Annotated in this window: 17 protein-coding genes; 3 read left to right on the top strand and 14 right to left on the bottom strand. The window is 72.8% G+C overall.

All coding sequences use genetic code 11. From position 1 onward, the window contains the following. The first annotated feature begins 108 nt into the window (after window positions 1-108). Entirely contained in the window at window positions 109-366 is a 258-nt protein-coding gene (locus ACOBQB_RS16605; RefSeq protein ID WP_423592588.1) for a hypothetical protein, read from the top strand. 9 nt (window positions 367-375) lie between these two features. Here ACOBQB_RS16605 and ACOBQB_RS16610 read toward each other — a convergent pair whose 3' ends face one another. The 10 genes from ACOBQB_RS16610 to infC all read right to left on the bottom strand — a co-directional run bounded on the left by ACOBQB_RS16610 (window position 376) and on the right by infC (window position 11,543). Then, the gene (locus ACOBQB_RS16610) at window positions 376-918 is read right to left on the bottom strand and encodes an NUDIX hydrolase (protein ID WP_423592590.1); all 543 of its coding nucleotides are present in this window, start codon (window positions 916-918) and stop codon (window positions 376-378) included. A gap of 85 nt (window positions 919-1,003) precedes the next feature. Continuing rightward, window positions 1,004-2,353: a transcriptional regulator gene (locus ACOBQB_RS16615; protein ID WP_423592592.1), complete on the bottom strand. Its 1,350-nt coding sequence runs from the start codon at window positions 2,351-2,353 to the stop codon at window positions 1,004-1,006. Between the two features lie 276 nt (window positions 2,354-2,629). Beyond that, entirely contained in the window at window positions 2,630-3,634 is a 1,005-nt protein-coding gene (locus ACOBQB_RS16620; protein WP_423598530.1) for a PP2C family protein-serine/threonine phosphatase, read from the bottom strand. 366 nt (window positions 3,635-4,000) lie between these two features. Then, window positions 4,001-6,511 carry a phenylalanine--tRNA ligase subunit beta gene (gene pheT / locus ACOBQB_RS16625; RefSeq protein ID WP_423592594.1) on the bottom strand — a complete coding sequence of 837 codons (2,511 nt, stop codon included), beginning with the start codon at window positions 6,509-6,511 and terminating at the stop codon, window positions 4,001-4,003. Next, complete coding sequence (gene pheS, locus ACOBQB_RS16630) at window positions 6,511-7,650, bottom strand: phenylalanine--tRNA ligase subunit alpha (protein WP_423592595.1); 1,140 nt, start codon at window positions 7,648-7,650, stop codon at window positions 6,511-6,513. Before pheS ends, pheT begins: the two co-directional genes overlap by 1 nt. Window positions 7,651-7,819: 169 nt before the next feature. Beyond that, window positions 7,820-8,962 (bottom strand): ATP-binding protein, encoded by a 1,143-nt coding sequence (locus ACOBQB_RS16635; RefSeq protein ID WP_423592596.1) that lies wholly within the window; start codon window positions 8,960-8,962, stop codon window positions 7,820-7,822. A 96-nt stretch (window positions 8,963-9,058) separates the two neighbouring features. Next, complete coding sequence (locus ACOBQB_RS16640) at window positions 9,059-9,901, bottom strand: TrmH family RNA methyltransferase (RefSeq protein WP_423592598.1); 843 nt, start codon at window positions 9,899-9,901, stop codon at window positions 9,059-9,061. 196 nt (window positions 9,902-10,097) lie between these two features. Continuing rightward, complete coding sequence (rplT, locus tag ACOBQB_RS16645; protein ID WP_030783035.1) at window positions 10,098-10,481, bottom strand: 50S ribosomal protein L20; 384 nt, start codon at window positions 10,479-10,481, stop codon at window positions 10,098-10,100. 96 nt (window positions 10,482-10,577) lie between these two features. Continuing rightward, the gene (gene rpmI, locus ACOBQB_RS16650) at window positions 10,578-10,772 is read right to left on the bottom strand and encodes a 50S ribosomal protein L35 (protein WP_007829094.1); all 195 of its coding nucleotides are present in this window, start codon (window positions 10,770-10,772) and stop codon (window positions 10,578-10,580) included. A gap of 108 nt (window positions 10,773-10,880) precedes the next feature. After that, window positions 10,881-11,543: a translation initiation factor IF-3 gene (gene infC, locus ACOBQB_RS16655; RefSeq protein ID WP_423598532.1), complete on the bottom strand. Its 663-nt coding sequence runs from the start codon at window positions 11,541-11,543 to the stop codon at window positions 10,881-10,883. 393 nt (window positions 11,544-11,936) lie between these two features. On the opposite strand from infC, the gene ACOBQB_RS16660 reads away from it, so the two are divergent. After that, window positions 11,937-12,320 (top strand): DUF1844 domain-containing protein, encoded by a 384-nt coding sequence (locus ACOBQB_RS16660; RefSeq protein ID WP_423592601.1) that lies wholly within the window; start codon window positions 11,937-11,939, stop codon window positions 12,318-12,320. A gap of 28 nt (window positions 12,321-12,348) precedes the next feature. Here ACOBQB_RS16660 and ACOBQB_RS16665 read toward each other — a convergent pair whose 3' ends face one another. The 3 genes from ACOBQB_RS16665 to ACOBQB_RS16675 all read right to left on the bottom strand — a co-directional run bounded on the left by ACOBQB_RS16665 (window position 12,349) and on the right by ACOBQB_RS16675 (window position 16,141). After that, the gene (locus ACOBQB_RS16665) at window positions 12,349-13,083 is read right to left on the bottom strand and encodes an SseB family protein (protein ID WP_423592602.1); all 735 of its coding nucleotides are present in this window, start codon (window positions 13,081-13,083) and stop codon (window positions 12,349-12,351) included. Between the two features lie 18 nt (window positions 13,084-13,101). Beyond that, on the bottom strand, window positions 13,102-14,169 hold the full coding sequence (gene mycP, locus ACOBQB_RS16670; protein WP_423592604.1) for a type VII secretion-associated serine protease mycosin: 1,068 nt from the start codon (window positions 14,167-14,169) through the stop codon (window positions 13,102-13,104). 124 nt (window positions 14,170-14,293) lie between these two features. Beyond that, the gene (locus ACOBQB_RS16675) at window positions 14,294-16,141 is read right to left on the bottom strand and encodes a hypothetical protein (protein WP_423592605.1); all 1,848 of its coding nucleotides are present in this window, start codon (window positions 16,139-16,141) and stop codon (window positions 14,294-14,296) included. Window positions 16,142-16,312: 171 nt separating this feature from the next. Here ACOBQB_RS16675 and ACOBQB_RS16680 point away from each other — a divergent pair, with 171 nt between their 5' ends. Then, window positions 16,313-17,515 carry an amino acid deaminase/aldolase gene (locus ACOBQB_RS16680; RefSeq protein WP_423592607.1) on the top strand — a complete coding sequence of 401 codons (1,203 nt, stop codon included), beginning with the start codon at window positions 16,313-16,315 and terminating at the stop codon, window positions 17,513-17,515. Window positions 17,516-17,531: 16 nt separating this feature from the next. Here ACOBQB_RS16680 and ACOBQB_RS16685 read toward each other — a convergent pair whose 3' ends face one another. Then, the gene (locus ACOBQB_RS16685; protein ID WP_423592608.1) at window positions 17,532-18,494 is read right to left on the bottom strand and encodes a DUF2510 domain-containing protein; all 963 of its coding nucleotides are present in this window, start codon (window positions 18,492-18,494) and stop codon (window positions 17,532-17,534) included. Window position 18,495: the final 1 nt, after the last annotated feature.

The raw sequence follows: 18,495 nt of genomic DNA on the forward strand, positions 1-18,495 counted from the left end.
GGTGGGCTCGCATATGCCCATCGCACACTCTCCCGCCCTGTCCGCCACGCGAGTTGACTTCCGGTGCGGATGAAGGGGGGACGCGCCACTACAGAGAGGAGTGGACTCGTGACCACCGATGGCGAGAGTGCCGTGGTCCCGGAAGAACTCGCGGAGTTACGCCGTAGCCTGGACGTGGGCCTGGCCCGCGTCGACGGACGGCTGGCGTTGCTGACGCAGCACGACCAGCAGACCGCCAAGAACGTGGAGGCCCTGCAGTCCCGGGTCACCGCCCTGGAACACACGCGCTGGCCGCTCCCCACGATCGTCGCTCTCGCGGCGGTCGCGGCGCTCGCCGTGGCGGTCTGGCAGGCCCTCGGCCACTAGGCCGGCCGGCTAGCGCGCGTCCTGGCCGAGGCGCAGATGGTGCAGGAGGAGCAGCGCCGCGGCCATGTTGGCGGCCGGGACCTCACCGCGGGCCACCATGTCGGGGACGAGCTTGAGAGGGACCCACTCACGGCGGTCCGACTCGAAGTCGTCCTCGGGATGGCCGACGTAGGTCCCTTCGTCGGACCAGTAGATGTGGTGCCGGGCGTCGGTGAGCCCGTTCGAGGGCTCGACGCTCATCAGGTGCCGCAGCGGGCCCGGCCGCCAGCCGGTCTCCTCCTCCATCTCGCGGGCCGCCGCGTACGCGATGTCCTCGCCGTCCTCGACGACGCCCGCCGCGAGCTCCCAGCCCCAGCTGTCGGTGATGAAGCGGTGCCGCCACAGCAGCAGCACTTCGTTGGCGTCGTTGACGACGGTGGCCGCGGCCACGGGCCGCATCCGTATGAGGAAGTGGTCCAGATGCCGGCCGTCGGGCAGCTCGACATCTGCGAGATTGACCGTGAACCACCGGTTTCCATACACAGTTTGTTCGCTCTGTTTCGTCCACTGCACGGTTCTGCCACCTTTCGCGGAGTAGGTGGCAATATCGCAGCAGGAGGCGACCTCTGAGCAGAGTGCACGGCGGGGCGGCAAGGGGTCACAGCGGCACGCGCAACGCCCCGTCGATGAGTTCGGCCGCCTCGGCCGTGCCCGCGCAGTCGCTGCGCACCAGGTGCTCGCGCACCGCGCGCAGCCGGTCCCGCAGCCTCTGGGACTCCATCCCCCGTGCCTGCTGCGCCATTTCCACCGCTGTGGCCACCGCCTCGTCGGTGTTGCCCTGGCGCAGTTCGATCTGGCTGAGCATCGCGAGGCGGTGGACCCGGCCCCGGTCGTGCGCCGGCGTGTCGACGGCCGCGGCGGCGTGCTCGCGGGCGCTCACCAGATCGCCGAGGCTGAGCAGGGCCTCCGCCACTTGTACGTTGACCAGTCCCGGCTGGACATAGCCCGTCTCGTCCGGCTCACGGCCCCGCAGGATCCGGTCGGCCGCGGCCTCCGCACGCCGGATGCACGACAGCGCGCTCCTGCCGTCGCCCAGGTGTGCGTACGCCTTGGCCTGCATCGCGTACAGATCGGACGCCAGCGCCGGGGTGAGGTCGCGGCCCGCGGCCCGCAGCGCCGCCTCGGCGAACGCCACGGCCTGGCGGTAATCGCGCATGAACAGCGACTGGTTGACCAGCAACGCGATGACGTACGCCCCGAGTCCCCTGTCCCCACTGGCCTTGGCCAACCGCAGGGCCTGGTGGAAGTAGCGCTGGGCGAGGCCGTGCGCGTCGGAGTCGTAGGCGCAGATGCCGGCTATGGCCACCAACCCGCCGGTGGAGCGGTGCAGTTGACGGCCCATCTCGTCGGTGTAGCTGCCCCGCAGCAGGGGCGCCGCCTCCGCGTTGAGGAAGCCGACGATGCGGGTGCGGGTCGCGACGCCACCGGTCTTGCGGTACATCTGCTCGTAGTGGGCGCGGGCCGCGCGCATCATCTCGATGTCGGCCGTGCTGACGGGGTGGCGTCCGCCGCGAGACACGTCGACGTCCTCGGGCGGGTTCTCCCACTCCCAGACCGGCATCACCGCGGGGGTGCCGGTGACCGCGGGCGCGCCGAGCAGATGGGGGCGCTGCTGTTCGTCCGAGCGCCACAGGGCGGTGGCGCGCTCCACGAAGCCGGAGAGCGTGGACGTCGCCGACCCGACGTGGGCGGCGGGCACACCCGGCACTCCGAGGCCGATGTCGTCGAGGGTGACGGGCCGCTGGAGCCGGGCGGCGAGCACCTCGCAGATCAGGTCGGGGACCTGGCCGCGCGGGCGCTGGCCCTTCAACCAGCGGGAGACGGCCGTGTGTTCGTAGCGCAGCGCGAGACCTCTGGACTTCCCGGCCTGGTTCACATGGGCGGCGAGTCCCGCGTGCGAGATGCCCGCTTCGTCGAGGATCGCGTCGAGCAAGGTGTTGGGCTGCATGGATGCCCTCCGGTGGCTCGGTGCTGTTCAGGGTAGTGGAGTCGCCTTCACACGGGGTGTGAACGGAGTGCCCGGATCCGGGGGGTGTGCGCTCTGCCGCGTCCCGTGTGGGGTCGCTTGACTGAGGTGCCTCATCAGTCGATGAGGCCGGTGGGTCGCCGGCTCCCCCCTCAATACAGTGCGGCGGCCCTGCCCGGCGCCGTCCGTCCCGCCGTCTGCCCGACAACTCCATGGCGGGGCGGACGGCACGCGGCTCGTTTCCAGCCATCGGGGAGCTCAGCTCACGGGGCGGGTGATGCGCCGTCCCGGCTCCTGCTGCGGGAGAGGGGCCTCCTCGCGGTCGTTCTTGCGGTCGTTGCGCAGGACGAGCAGCGCCGCGTCGTCGGACGGCGACCGCCCCGCGTGGCGCAGGAGGTCGGCGTAGACCGCGTCGATGAGGTCCTGCGGGGAGGTCGACGGGACCCGCGCCGCCTCGGTCAGCGCGGCCTGGAGCGGGAAGAACTCGCCCGCCGCGTCGCGGGCGTCCTCCATGCCGTCCGTGTGCAGGACGAGCGTCTCGCCCGGCAGCAGCCGCCCGCAGCGCAGCACGGGCAGCACCTCGGGGAGCGGGAAGAGGCCGAGCGGCGGCAGCGGTTCGGCGTCCGCCAGCGGCCGGGCCCGCTGCTTGAGCAGATACGGCCACGGGTGACCGCAGTTGACGGCCAGGAGCTCGCCGTCCTCGCCGATCTCCAGGAGCAGTACGGTGACGAACTCCTCGGCCAGCGCACCGTCCTGCGCCGCTCTGCCGCTCGCGGGCTGCTCGGCGTGCGCGCGCTCCCGCAGGTGCCGCCCGAGCGCCCGCTCCAACCGGCGCATCACCACCGGCAGTTCGGGTTCGTCGTGGGCGGCCTCGCGGAAGCTCCCGAGGACGGCGGCGACGGTCCCGATGGCGCCGAGGCCATGCCCCCGGACGTCACCCATGACGACGCGCACGCCGTGGTCTGTGGCGGCGACCTCGTACAGATCGCCGCCGACACAGGCGCCCCATGACGCCGAGACCCGTCCGGCGGCGAGAGCGAGCCCTTCCACGACAGGCGGCAGCGGCCTCAGCAGCACGTTCTGCGCGGCGCCCGCGACCTCGCGGACCTGTCTCAGCTCCCGCAGCAGCGTCCGGTGGACGTGCACCATGAGCCCGGTCCCGACGGCGAAGAAGACCGCGCTGCTCACGACCCGCGCCCCCATGCCGTCCTGCTGCGCCAGCGGACAGGCCAGTTTGTACGTGATGGCGACGGCGCCCCACACCGTCGGCAGGCCCAGTGCGAGGACCCGCCGGAAGCGACGACGGCCGCCCACGCAGGGCAGCCGGGGACCGCTCTCAAGGCCACGCGGGCCTTTACCACGCTCTCGCGCTCCCCTGGCCCCGGCTCTCGCCCGCGACAGCCTTCCGCGGGGAGCCCCAGCCTTGATACGGATCATGCTGTCGGCCCCCCTCAGCCCCGTGCGGCGCGCAGACCGACCCCTACGGCCGGAATGATTCTGTCGACCGAGTGACCCGGACGGGCCAGAGTGAAGCCCTTTATCACCCCAACGAGTGAGGGGCTCACCCGGCGATCCGGATGAGCCCCTCTTCGCGCCCCGTGGTGCGCTGATGTCGCCTACCGGCGGTGACTACGCTCCGCGGAGCACCGCGCCCGTGCGCTCGGCCGCCAGGGCGACGGCCGCGTCACGGGCCGCCGACGCCTCGTCGACCGTCAGCGTGCGATCGGGCGCTCGGAAGCGCAGCGCGTACGCCAGGGACTTCTTGCCCTCGCCGATCTGTTCGCCCTCGAAGACGTCGAACAGCCGGATGGACTCCAGCAGGTCGCCCGCGCCGCCGGTCAGGTAGTACTCGACCACGGCGGCCGGCACCTCCTTGTCGACGATCAACGCGACGTCCTGCGTGGCCACCGGGAAGGTGGAGATGCGCGGCGCGCGCAGCGCGCCCTCGCCGGCCTGCTCCAGGCGGTCCAGGTCGACCTCCATCGCGCAGGTGCGGGCGGGCAGGCCGAGCGCCTTGACGACGCGCGGGTGCAGCTCACCGGCGTGGCCGACGGAGACGATGTCGCCGTCGATGACGACCTTGAGCTCCGCGCAGCGGCCCGGATGCCAGGGGCCGTACTGCCCCTGGTCGACGATGAGCTCGGCGCCGGCCTCGCGGGCGAGGGTGCGCGCCGCCTCGACGGCGTCCGCCCAGTCCGCCGGGCGGCCCTTGCCCGACCAGCCGGCCTGCTCGCGGGCGCCCGCGAGGACGACGGCGGCGTGCCGGGGCTGGACGGGCAGCGCGTCGGTGAGGGACGCGATCTCCTCGTCGGTGGGCCGCCGGTCGACGGGCAGCCGCACCGCGACCTTCAGCTCCTCGCGCGGGTGGAACACGAGGCCCGTCTCGAAGAGCGCCAGGTCGTGGCTGCCCCGCCCGTCGTTGCGGCGCAGCGCGGAGAGCAGCCCCGGCAGCAACGTCGTACGGAGGGCGGGCTCCTCGTCCGAGAGCGGGTTGACGAGCTTGACCACGCGGCGGTTCGGGTCGTCCGCCTCCAGGCCGAGCTGGTCGAAGACGTTCTCGCCGATGAAGGGGTAGCTCAGCGTCTCGACGTACCCGGCACCGGCCAGCGCGCGCCCGACGCGGCGGTGCAGGCGCTGCCGCTCGGTGAGGCCACGGCCCGCGGGGGGCTTCGGCAGGGTCGAGGGGAGGTTCTCGTACCCCTCAAGGCGGATGACCTCTTCGGCGAGGTCGTTCGGCTCCGCGAGGTCGGGGCGCCACGACGGCACGGTGACCGTCAGGTCGTCCTGGCCGTACACGTCGCAGCCGACCTGCTGGAGGCGGCGTACGACGGTCTCGCGGCCGTAGGTGACACCGGCGACCTTGTCGGGGTGGTCGGCGGGCATGGTGATCGTGCGCGGCGCGGTGGGGGCGATGATCTCCGTGACGCCGGCCTCGGCGGTGCCGCCCGCGAGCAGCACGAGGAGGTCGACGGTCCGCTGGGCGGCGGCCGACGCGGCCTGCGGGTCGACGCCGCGCTCGTAGCGCTTGGCGGCCTCGGAGGCCAGCTTGTGGCGGCGCGCGGTGCGGGCGATCGAGAGCGCGTCGAAGTGCGCGGCCTCGATCACCACGTCCGTGGTGCCTGCTTCGCTCTCGTGGTCGGCGATCTCGGTGTTGGCGCCGCCCATGACGCCCGCGAGGCCGATGGGCCCGCGCTCGTCGGTGATGACGAGGTCCTCGGCGTCGAGGACGCGCTTGACGCCGTCGAGCGTCGTGAACTTCTCGCCCTGCTCGGCCCGGCGCACGCCGATCGTCCCCTGGATGCGGGAGCGGTCGTACGTGTGCAGGGGCTGGCCCAGCTCCAGCATCACGTAGTTCGCGACGTCGACGGTGAGCGAGACGGGGCGCATCCCGGCCTTCTGGAGGCGCCGCTTGAGCCAGATCGGCGAGCGGGCCTCGGGCTGGAGGCCGGTGACGGTGCGCGCGGTGAAGCGGTCGCAGCCGAGCGGGTCGCTGATCTTGACGGGGTAGCCGAAGGAGTTCGGCGCGGGCACGTCCAGGAGCGCCGGGTCGCGCAGCGGCAGGCCGTAGGCGATGGCCGTCTCGCGGGCGACGCCGCGCATCGACAGGGCGTAGCCGCGGTCGGGCGTGACGGCGATGTCCAGGACCTCGTCGACCAGTTCGAGCAGCTCGATGGCGTCGGTGCCGACCTCGTGCTCGGGCGGCAGCACGATAATGCCCCCTGAACCGTCGTCGCCCATGCCGAGCTCGTCGCCGGAGCAGATCATGCCGTGCGAGGTCTTGCCGTACGTCTTGCGCGCGGCGATCGCGAAGTCGCCGGGCAGGACGGCGCCGGGCAGGACCACGACGACCTTGTCGCCGACGGCGAAGTTGCGGGCGCCGCAGACGATCTCCTGCGGCTCACCCGTGCCGTTGGCGGTGCCGACGTCGACGGTGCAGAAGCGGATGGGCTTCTTGAAGCCCTCCAGCTCCTCGATGGTCAGGACCTTGCCCACGACGAGCGGGCCCTTGAGGCCGCCGCCGAGCTGTTCGACGGTCTCGACCTCAAGGCCGACCTCGATCAGCTTGGCCTGCACGTCACGGCCGGTCTCGGTGGCGGGGAGGTCGACGTACTCCCGCAGCCAGGAAAGCGGGACCCGCATCAGATCTCCATCCCGAACGGCCGGGTGAACCGGATGTCACCCTCGACCATGTCTCGCATGTCTTCGACGTTGTGGCGGAACATCAGCATCCGCTCGATGCCGAACCCGAAGGCGAATCCGCTGTACTTCTGGGGGTCGACGCCGCAGGCGGTCAGCACCTTGGGGTTGACCATGCCGCAGCCGCCGAGCTCGATCCAGCCCTCGCTGCCGCAGGTGCGGCAGGGGCGGTCGGGGTTGCCGACGGACTCGCCGCGGCAGACGTAGCACACCATGTCCATCTCGGCGGACGGCTCGGTGAACGGGAAGTAGTTCGGCCGCAGCCGCGTCTTCATGTCCGGGCCGAAGAGCGCCTGGACCATGTGGTCGAGGGTGCCCTTCAGGTCGGCCATGGTCAGGCCCTCGTCGACGGCGAGCAGCTCGATCTGGTGGAAGACCGGGGTGTGCGTCGCGTCCAGCTCGTCCGTGCGGTACACGCGGCCGGGGCAGACGATGTAGACGGGCGGCTCACGGCGTTCGAGGAGCGCGCGGGCCTGCACGGGCGAGGTGTGCGTCCGCAGCACGACACCGGACTCGTCGCCCGCCGCGCCCTTGCCGCTCTGCGGGCCTGCGACGAAGAACGTGTCCTGCATCTGCCGTGCCGGGTGGTCGGGCGTGAAGTTGAGGGCGTCGAAGTTGAACCACTCCGCCTCGACCTCGGGGCCCTCGGCGACCTCGTAGCCCATGGCGACGAAGACGTCCGCGACGCGCTCCATGAGCGTGGTCAGCGGGTGCCGGGCGCCGGCGGCGGTGCGGTCGTACGGCAGCGTGACGTCCACCGCCTCCTCGACCAGCACGCGGGCGTCGCGCTCGGCCTCCAGCTCGGCCTGGCGGGCGGCCAGCGCCTTGCTGACGGCGCCGCGCGCCATGCCGACGCGCTTGCCCGCCTCGGCCTTGGCCTGCGGGGGCAGCGCGCCGATCTCGCGGTTGGCGAGGGCCAGCGGCGAGGTGCCGCCGGTGTGCGCGACCTTGGCCTCCTGGAGCGCGTCGAGGGAGTCCGCGGCCGCGAAGGCGGCGAGCGCCTCGTCCCGCATGCGCTCGATCTCTTCAGGTTTCAGTGCCTCGACCTCGACAGGGTCGTACGACTTGTTCGGTGCCGACATCTCTTCCCGTGCTTCCGGTTGGCTGGCGGATGGTCCCCGTCGACGAATCGGAGACGGAGTGTCCCAAGGTTGGGGACGCAAAGTGCCAACGACCGAGTCTAACGGGGGTGTGATGATCGAATGCGCCCGCGGGCTGCTCGGAACGTCCTGGCCGGAGTCCGTCGTGGACTCACTGGAGGTACGCGGGAGCCCCCACGGGCAACGTAAATCGGAACTGGGCGCCGCCGCCCGGGGCGCGGCCGACGGTGATCGTCCCGCCGTGTGTCTCCACGATGCCCTTCACGATGTACAGCCCCAGTCCCGTCCCGCCGCGCTTGCTGCCCCGCCAGAAGCGGGTGAAGACGCGGCCCATCGACTCCTCCGGAATGCCGGGACCCTCGTCGCTGACGGTCACGGCGGTCTCGGCGCCGCCTCGCTCCCGCGGGGACGAGGAGGGCGCCACGTCGATGGTGACGGTTCCCTCGCCGTGCCGCACCGCATTTTCCAGGAGGTTGCTCAGCACCTGGTCGATCTTGTCGGGGTCGGCCCACAGGTCGGGCAGCGGCTGCTGGAGGCGGAGCAGGAAGCGGGCGGCGTCCTGGCCGGAGGCGACGTGCGCCTGGATGTGCCGGCCGACGGCGGCGCCTATGTCGACGGGCTGACGGCGCAGTTCGAGCCGCCCGGAGTCGATGCGGGAGATGTCGAGGAGCTCGGCGATCAGCCGGGTGACGCGGTTGGCGTCGGCGTCGACGGTCTCCAGCATCAGTTTCTTCTGGTCGTCCGTGAACCGCTCCCACTTGGCGAGCAGCGTCGCCGTGAAGCCCTTGACCGAGGTGAGCGGCGAGCGGAGCTCGTGGGCGACGGTGGCGATCAGCTCGGCGTGGCTGCGCTCGGTGCGGCGGCGGGCCTCGGTGTCCCGCAGACAGACGATGACGCGGCGCACGGGCCCGGTGCGGGTGGTCCGCAGATAGCGGGCGGAGACCAGGACCTCGCGGCCGCCCGGAAGCAGCAGATTGCGCTCGGGCTGGCCGACGCGGATGGCGAGGCCTCCGTAGGGGTTCGTCAGCTGCCACCAGCGGCGGCCTTCGAGGTCCTCTAATGGGAGGGCGTGCTCCAGGGGCGTGCCGAGGGCGTCGGCGGCGGGGACGGCGGTGATCCGGGCGGCCGCCGCGTTGAAGCAGATGACCTGGCCCGTCTCGTCCGCGACGACGAGCCCGTCGGGCAGTTCGTCGGGGTCGAGTCCGAGGTCGCCGAGATCACCGGGGCCGCGGCGGTCCGCGCGAGCACGGACGATGTCCTGTACTCCCGGTGCTCTGCTGGTGCCGACACTCATTCCCCGTACCCCACCTCTCGGACTGGCGGTGGGGGTTGCCTCCCTGCTCGAGCAAAGGTGTGAGCTTGGGGGAGGGCCCCCGAGCCCGTCACACTACTAGCTCGATGTGACGGAGCGGCACCCTCCGGCGGCGCGCTGTGCACGAGCGGAGGCGTAGAGGCACACTGCCGCGGCCGTCGCGAGGTTGAGGCTCTCGGCTCTGCCGTGGATCGGAACGCGCACCACGGCGTCGGCGAGTGCGCGGGTCTCCTCCGGCAGCCCCCAGGCCTCGTTGCCGAAGACCCAGGCGGTGGGGGTGCCCATGGTGCCCTTGTCGAGTTCCGTGTCGAGGTCGTCCTCGCCCGCTCCGTCGGCGGCGAGGATACGCACACCGGCGTCCTTCAGCCCTCGTACGGCCGTCTCCACGGGCACCCCGACAGCCACCGGCAGATGGAACAGCGACCCGACCGAGGCGCGCACGGCCTTGGGGTTGTAGAGGTCCACGGAGGCGTCGGTGAGCACCACGGCCTCGGCGCCCGCGGCGTCGGCGCAGCGCAGCACCGTCCCGGCGTTGCCGGGGTCGCGTACGTGGGCGAGGACGGCGACGAGCTTGGGCCGCGCGGCGAGGATCTCCTCGAAGGGGGTGTCGAGGAACCGGCAGACCCCGACGAGCCCCTGCGGCGTGACGGTCGTCGAGATGTCGGCGATGACGTCCTCGTCGGCGAGGTGCACCCGGGCCCCGGCGGCACGGGCCTCCCCCACGATGTCGGCGTAGCGCTCGGCCGCGTCGACGGTGGCGAACAGCTCGACAAGGGTCCCTGCGTGCCCCGCGGCCTCCCGCACGGCCTGCGGCCCCTCGGCGAGGAACAGCCGCTCCTTCCCCCGGAAATTCCGCTTGGCAAGCCGCCGGGCGGCGCTGACACGCGGCGACTTGGGGGAGATCAACTCAGCGGCAACCATAAAACTCACCTCGGGAACAGCGCCCCTGCAAGGGGCGCGGGGCTGTATCGATATGCGGCTCCGCCGCGTGGGCGCGACCAGCCGAGAACAACCCGCGGACGGCAGCAGACAGCAGAGGGCAGACGAGCGCCGAACAGCAACGGACCCGCAGGCCAACGGCCTGCGGGTCCGGAACAACGCTCAGCTGAGCGCGGCGTCACGCAGCCTTGGGCGCGTTCACGTCGCTCGGCAGCGCCTTCTGCGCGACCTCGACCAGCGCGGCGAACGCGTTCTGGTCGTTGACGGCCAGCTCCGCGAGGATCTTGCGGTCCACCTCGATGTTGGCGGCCTTCAGACCCTGGATGAAGCGGTTGTAGGTGATGCCGTTGGCGCGGGCAGCGGCGTTGATGCGCTGGATCCACAGCTGACGGAAGTCGCCCTTGCGCTTCTTGCGGTCGTTGTAGTTGTAGACCAGGGAGTGGGTGACCTGCTCCTTGGCCTTGCGGTACAGGCGCGACCGCTGGCCGCGGTAGCCGCTGGCCGCTTCGAGGATCGCCCGACGCTTCTTGTGGGCGTTGACTGCCCGCTTGACGCGTGCCACTTGTTAACTCCTTGTAGCGGGGCCGTGGTTGGACTCACACGACCCGATATCGATTGGGTCCCGGTCAGAGCTCAGGCGCGCGGTGCGCGCCCCGGCTCACTTGCCGAGAAGCTTCTTGATCTTCTTGGCGTCGCCCGGGGCCATCTCGGCGTTGCCGGTGAGGCGACGCGTCAGACGGGACGACTTGTGCTCGAGCAGGTGGCGCTTGCCGGCGCGCTCACGGAGCACCTTGCCGGAGCCGGTGACCTTGAAGCGCTTGCTGGCACCGCTGTGCGACTTGTTCTTCGGCATAGCGCCGTTCTCTCCTCGTCAGTGGCACTCCGATGCCCGGTCGTGAAACCGGGCATCCGGGAGCCATATGTGTCAGGTGGCGATCCCCTGGACGTGCGTCCGGGAGGATCAGGCCTCGGCGTTGGCCTCGGCCGGGGCCTCGGCGGGAGCCTCGGAAGGCTCCTCCCCCTCGGCGGAGTTCTGCGAGCGGCCCGGGTTGGCCTTCGCGTCCGCCTTGCGGGCCGCCTGGGCCTCACGGGCCTCGGCCATCGCCTCGGTCTTCTTCTTGTGCGGACCGAGAACCATGATCATGTTTCGGCCGTCCTGCTTCGGGTTCGACTCGATGAACCCGAGGTCCTCGACGTCCGAAGCGAGCCGCTGCAACAGCCGGAAGCCCAGCTCGGGGCGGGACTGCTCGCGACCACGGAACATGATCGTGATCTTGACCTTGTCGCCCTGCTTGAGGAACCGGACGACGTGACCCTTCTTGGTGTCATAGTCGTGCGGGTCGATCTTCGGCCGGAGCTTCATCTCCTTGATGACCGTGTGCGCCTGGTTCTTGCGCGCCTCACGGGCCTTCATGGCCGACTCGTACTTGAACTTCCCGTAGTCCATGAGCTTGCACACGGGCGGACGGGCGTTCGCCGCGACCTCGACCAAGTCGAGGTCGTACTCCTGCGCAAGCTCCAGGGCCTTGGCAAGCGGAACAATCCCGACCTGCTCGCCGCTGGGGCCGACAAGTCGCACCTCGGGAACGCGAATCCGGTCGTTGATGCGGGGCTCGGCGCTGATGGATCCTCCTCGGTAGCACCACGCGACCGTCTGGCGGACAGCCGCGTTACGTCTGTTGACTGGACCAACCGAGCGAGGCCACAAAAAATGCCCCGACCGATCACAGAAGGGGCTCCAGAAACCAACCGGAGCACCTCCGCGGTGATCGCGGGGCGCACATCGGGCGACCCGAAGCCTCGGGGACTTCGGCCGCCTGACCGGTGACCCGCCGCTCCGGGGAGCGGTCAGGTGGGAGATCGGAGCCTCCACTTGTGGGCCGGGTCCTTGCGTTGCCACGCGGATCTCCGGCCGGTCGTTACACAAGGTTAGCAGCTCCCCCGGGGTGGGGCGAACCGGTGCGCGCGGCGGCTCCCGGAGGTCGGCGGCCGACGCTCTCGGCTTATCGTGTGGGACATGAGCGACGCGACCCCCACCCCCGAGTCCCCGGCCCCCGGGCCCGACTCCCCCGACTTCGACACCTTGACCCGTGACATCGCGGACGTCCCTGCGGTCGAGGTGATCACCACGGTGGCGGTCCACCTGATGAGCGCCGCGGCCGTGAACCTCGGTCTCGCCGAGGGCGGCGAGGGTCACAAGGACCTGGACGAGGCCCGGAAGCTGATCCACTCGCTGGCCGGCCTGATGGACGCGAGCGCCACGGAGATCAGCTCGTTCCACGCGGCGCCGCTGCGGGACGGCCTGAAGTCCTTGCAGCTGGCGTTCCGCGAGGCGTCCCTCGTGCCGGACGAGCCGGGTCAGGGCCCGGGCGAGAAGTACACGGGCCCGGTCTTCGGCTGAGCCTTCACCTCGTGGGTACGTACGTACGTCACGGCATACGTACGTAAAGGGGCTCGCCCGGTGGCGTGGCCTCGGCCGGCAGGAATGCCAGGTCGAGGCCGCGCACCAGGCGGGCCCTCAGTGTTTCGTCGGCGGCGATGCGGCGGGCCACCCGCCGCGCGGCCTCGGACGGGTCGGCGGACGGGTCGAGGACCAGGGCGAGGGTGCCGTCGGAGCTCCCGGGGCCGAGGTGGGCGCGGAGCACGGCGGGCTCGGCGGCGACGGCCGCGCGCACCGCGCCGGTGACGGCGGGGTCGGCGAGGGGGTCGGCGCTGGCGCGGCCCTCCGCGAGGGCGATCAACGCGGCCCGGCCCAGTTCGTAGGGGACGGGTCCCGCGAGGTCCAGGACGATCGTGTCGGCCTGCTCGTGGGCGGCGGCCTGGAGCGCCTGGCGCAGGGGGACGGCGACGGGCCGGGCGGCCGGGTCCCACAGGGCGAGGGCCTCGATGGAGGTGAACGCGGGCAGCGCCTTGCGGTCACCGGCCTTCAGGGTGGGGACGGCCATGTCGCTGGTCTTCTCCCGGCGCAGCCCGTTCTCGTCCTCTTCCACCTCGCCGAGCACGGCGACGACGGGGACGAGGAGCCGGGCTCCGGCCAGGGCTTCCAGGACGGGGCCGTGGGCCGTGCGCTCCTGTGACCAGGCGGTGAGCGCCGCGGCCAGCCGGGGGTCGGCGGTGCCGTCGTCGTCGGAGAAGCCGGGGTCGGGAATGTTCTTGTTCACCATGTTCACCACTGTCCGACCCTACAGAGGCTCCGCGCCGCGTCCTTCCGGCGGGATGCGCCTGCCGCGCCAGAGCGAGACCGCCGCCCCGAGCAGGACGACGCCGAGGCCGCCCGCCGCCGGGCCGATCCAGCCCGCGGGGCCGTCGTCGCCCTGGCGCGCGTCGGGGCCCCGCCCGAAGTACTTCTCGCCGTACACCGCCGCCGCGGGTTTGTCCCGCGTGAGCCTGCCGGCACGGTCGAGGGCGGCGGCCGGGTCGATGAGGCCGAAGCCGCGGGAGTCGTCGCGTCCGCCGGGCGGGGCATCGCGGGCGGTGTCCTCCAGAAGCTGCTTGATCTGCGCGGGGGTGAGGCGGGGGTGGGCGGCGCGGATCAGGGCGACGGCGCCGGAGACGAAGGCGGACGCGGCGCTGGTGCCCCAGCCCTCGTAGTACTTGCGGTCGGGGTCGGCGATGACGATGTCGTCGCCGGGCGCGGCGACGGTGGCGTACCAGCGGCGGGTGGAGAAGGGGGCGCGGCCGCCGTTCTCGTCGACGGCTGTCGCGGCGATGACGCCGGGGTAGGCGGCCGGGTACGAGATGTGGTCGCCGCGCTCGCCGCCGTTGCCCGCGGAGGCGACGACGGCGACGCCCTTCTTCAGGGCGTACTGGACGGCGGCGTCCTCCGCGGGTTCGGGGTGGGCGGACTTGGAGTCGTCGCCGAGGGAGAGGTTGATGACGTCGGCACCGTGGTCGACGGCCCAGCGGATGCCTTCGGCGAGGGCGTTGCCCCGGGTGTTGCGGGCCTTCTTGCGGGCGGGGTCGCCGTCTTCGAGGATCACGCGGACCGGCAGGATCCGTGCCTCGGGGGCTATGCCGAGTACGCCGTCGCCGTTGCCCTCGCCGTGTCCGTGGCCCGCGATGATGCCGGCCATGGCGGTGCCGTGCCGGGCCCAGGGGCGGTCGCCGCGGCGGGCACCGAAGCCGACCATGTCCTTGCCTTCGAGGACGCTCCCGGCGAGGTCCGGGTGCTGGGCGTCGATGCCGGTGTCCAGGACGGCGACGGTGATGCCCGCGCCCTTGGTGGTCTGCCAGGCCTCGCCGGTGCGCATGGTGTCCAGGGCCCACTGCTGGGCGCGGATACCGTCGTCGGCGTACGCCGTGGCGGCGGGGGTGAGGGCCAGCGCGGCGGCGAGGGTGGCGGCGACGAGGGCCGGCGGGCGCGGTGGGCCCTCATCAGACCTCCTCCGCTCGGGCGATGCTCTTGCGCAGGCCTCGCTCGACGCGGTCGGCGATGCCCTTCGCCTCGTGGCCGAGGCCCGACTGCGCGGGCGCCGAGGCGGTGTTGCTGCCCATGGCCTCGGTGGCGGGCTCGGGGTCCGTGACGGTGCGGCCGTCGGCGAACCCGGAGACGGCGTACGCGACGACGGGCGCGTCCGGCAGTACGGACAAGGTCCAGGAGGCGCGCTGGGCGTCCCCGAAGCCCTCGGCGACGGTGTCCTTGGCCGGGTACGACCGGGGCATCAGGTCGGAGCGCCGGTCCAGGCCCTCCTCCGTGAAACGGTTCCGCAGGGCCCGCATGCCGTCGGCGTCCGCCTTGGTGAACAGCAGTCCCACGGTGGTGACATGGCTGCGGGTCGCGTCGGTGTACGTGGCGCGGAGCAGCCGCAGGCAGCCGACGGGCGCGAGGGCCTTGCTCAGCAGCGGGTCGAAGGCGGCCTCGCAGGTGCTGTCCGGGGCGACGGCGACGCGGGTCCAGGAGCGGTCGGCGCCGCCGGGGCCCGCGCCCTCGCCCTTGAGGGTGGGTGGGAAGAGCCGGTCGACGGGGAGGCTGTGCCAGAGCTCGCCGGTGACCGCGTACGCGCTGCGGGTGGAGCCGGTGGCCGACGACTCACCGGTGAGCCAACTGCCGGTCACCGCACCGCCGATGAGACCGAGCCCGAGGACGGCACAGGCCACGGCGGCGACCGCGCGGGGGCGGACGCGGAGAGGGCGCGACCAAGGGGCGGTGTCGTCATACAGGGCGGGCCGCGCGAAGGACACGAAGGGACGGCGACCGGCAACGCCCTTACCGTCGGCGAGGGCCTGCGACCGGGCGGCGGCCGCCTCGGCCGCCAGGTCCGAGGCCGGAGGGCCGGGGGGTCGCGGGGGCGCTACGGCGGGGTCCTCGCGGGGCGGCTCCGGAGCCGGGGGCCGGATGGGCTGCGGGGACACCACGACGGCCTCCACACACGCCAGCTCCGAAGCCGGAGGCCCGACGGGTGCCGGGGGAACCACGGCCGCCTCCACACACGGCAGCTCGGGAGCCGGAGGCCCGGCGGGCTGCGAGGGAACCACGGCGGTGTCCTCGCGGGGCGGCTCCGGAGCCGGGGGCCGGATGGGCGGCGGGGACACCACGACGGCCTCCACACACGCCAGCTCGGGAGCCGGAGGCCCGACGGGTGCCGGGGGAACCACGGCCGCCTCCACACACGGCAGCTCCAGAGCCGAGGGCCGCGCGGGCTGCGCGGGCACCACGGCCGCCTCCACACACGGCAGCTCCGAAGCCGGAGGCCCGGCGGGCTGCGCGGGCACCACGGCGGCCTCCTCGTACGGCAGCTCCGGAGCCGGAGGCCCGGCGGGCTGCGGGGGCACGGTCGCGTCCCCGGCGCGCCGCTTCGGCGCGTCGCCCGCGGCGTCGAGGACGCGCGGGGAGCCCGTGGTGGCGGGCGGGGCGTCGGGGAGCCGGGCGGAGGCGGCTGGCGGGGGCGGCGGGGAGTCGTCCCGCTCGGCGGACGCCGCGTCCCCGGGTGTCGGGGCGGGGGCCCTGTCGCGGGTGGCCTCGGTGAACGGGGCCAGGAGGTCTGCCACGCGGGACGCCTGGTCGAGGTCGTCGGCGTCGGTGTCGCGCGGCCCCGCGTTCCCGTCCGTGTCCGGCCTCTCCGCCCGGCTCGGCGCGTCCAGGAGCCAGTCCTGGTCGACCGGTGGGCGGACGTCGGGGAAGCGGGCGGAGGGGGGCGGAGGCGGCTCGTCCGGTGGGGTGGTGGGGCGGGGCGGCACGGTGGGGCGCGGGGGGATCGGGGTGCGTCCCGCCTCCGTGGTCATGCTCCCCCGTCTCCTCGCACTCCGGCTGCCGGAACGCTCGGCCCGGCGAGGCTCCGTGCGCGTCACTCTACGGGCAGACGCAGGTCGTACGGGAACTCGGTCCGCGGCCCCGGGCGATCTGCCCGGATCATCCCCCTACCCTCGGGTAATCGTGTCTGGCAGGCTTCGGCCATGACTGCCCGTGCCGCAGACCGGGCCCGTTACGACCGGGCCACCGCACACCTCGACGCGCCCCTCGCCATCGTCGACCTGACGGCTTTTGACGCCAACGCCGACGATCTCGTACGCCGGGCCGGGGGCAAGCCGATCCGCGTCGCCAGCAAGTCCGTGCGCTGCCGGGCCCTGCTCGAACGGGTCCTGGCCCGCGAGGGCTTCGCCGGGGTCATGTCGTTCACGCTGGCCGAATCGCTGTGGCTCGCCCGCTCCGGCTTCGACGACGTCCTGCTCGCCTACCCCTCCGCCGACCGCGCCGGTTTCGCCGAACTGACCGCCGCCCCGAAGCTCGCCGCGGCCGTGACCGTGATGGTCGACGACCCGGCGCAGCTGCGGCTGATCGACGAGGCGAGGGACGGCGGCAGCGAAGAGGTGCGGGTCTGCCTGGAGTTGGACACCTCCTTCCGGCCGCTGCGCGGCAAGGTGCGGATCGGCGCGCTGCGCTCGCCCCTGCACTCCCCCGCGCAGGTCGCCGCCCTCGCCCGGGCGATCACCCGGCGGCCCGGTTTCCGTCTCGTGGGCGTCATGGCGTACGAAGGGCATGTCGCGGGGGTGGGTGACGCGGTCGAGGGGCACGCGGCGCGCTCGCGGGCGATCCGGCTGATGCAGGCCGCGGCCCGCAAGGAGCTGGTGGAGCGCCGGGCGCGGGCCATCGACGCGGTGCGGGCGGTCGCGCCGGACCTGGAGTTCGTGAACGGCGGCGGGACGGGCAGCGTGCAGCACACCGCGGCCGAGCGCGCCGTGACGGAGATCGCCGCGGGGTCGGGGCTGTTCGTGCCGCGGCTCTTCGACCACTACACGTCGTTCAACGGGCGTCCGGCCGCGCTCTTCGCGCAGCCCGTGGTGCGCAGGCCCGGCCCGGGCACCGTGACGGTGCTGGGCGGCGGCTACCCCGCGTCGGGGGTCGCGGGCCCCGACCGCTCACCGGTGCCGTATCTCCCGGAGGGGCTGCGGTACGACCCGCAGGAGGGCGCGGGCGAGGTGCAGACGCCGCTGCACGGGTCCCCGGCGGACGATCTGCGGATCGGCGACAAGGTGTGGTTCCGGCACGCGAAGGCCGGGGAGCTGTGCGAGCGGTTCGACGCGCTGTATCTGGTGGAGGGCGACCGGGTGACGGGGAGCGTTCCGACGTACCGGGGCGAGGGCCGCACTTTCTTGTGACCTCGCCCGCCCCCCTTTATGAGCCCGGCGTCGCGCCGACGTCCTCGCCGACGCCGCCGCCCGTGGCGCTGTCCTCGGCCGACCGGATGCCCTTGACGATGCGGTCCATGTCGGAGAGGGGCGGGGCCTCCTCGGCGACATCGATGGAGAGGCGGACGATGACCATCGGTTCGGAGCCGATGCTGGACTTGAAGGCCACCGACTGCACGTGGCCTCCGGCGCCTTTGCCGGTCCGTACCTTCCAGCGGACGTAGTAGCCGCTGCGGCCCGCGACGGCGACCGTCCCTTCCTTGACCTTCTGGTGTCCGGTCACGCCGCCGTAGTGCTCGTTGTCGAGGACGTCCTTGCCGTAGACGCTGTCGGTCGCGTCCTTGATGTCGCCTCGGGCCAGCGCCTTGGGTGACGTCTCGTCGGTGGCGGTCACCGTGTGCGAGGTGACCTCGCCGTAGCGGCAGCTGCCCGGGTCGCCCGGGCAGTCGAAGGTGTCCGGCGTCTGGAGGGTCGGTTCGTCGTTGATGGCGCCCTCGGCCTTCTCCCAGCCGTCGATGACGGGGATCGTGATGCCGTTGAGGTCGTCGACGAGGACGTTCGGGTCGGCCGTCGGCGAGGCCGACTTGGACTCCGTGGCGGTCGGCGTCGGGGCGGTGGTGGCCGACCGACTCGGCGCGGGGCCGCCGCCCCGCGGGTCGCCGTCGTCCTTGCCGAGCACGACCACACCGGTGACGATCGACGCGACGAGGACGGCTCCGGCGGCGGCGAGCGCGATGATCTTCGCTCGGCCACCGCCGGACGGGGCCGCCGGCGCGATGACCGCGGTCGCCGCCGGGTCCGGTGCCGGGCCGAAGCCCTGCCGCACCGGCGCCACTTGGGCGTTCCCGGGGGTGCGCCGATGCTCGGTCCACGCGGTCCCCTCCCACCAGCGCTCGACGGAGGGCTGGTTCGGGTCCGGGTACCAGCCGGGCGGAGGTGTCATGCTCATC

It is taken from the genome of Streptomyces sp. G5(2025), assembly GCF_049542075.1.
GTDB lineage: Bacteria > Actinomycetota > Actinomycetes > Streptomycetales > Streptomycetaceae > Streptomyces.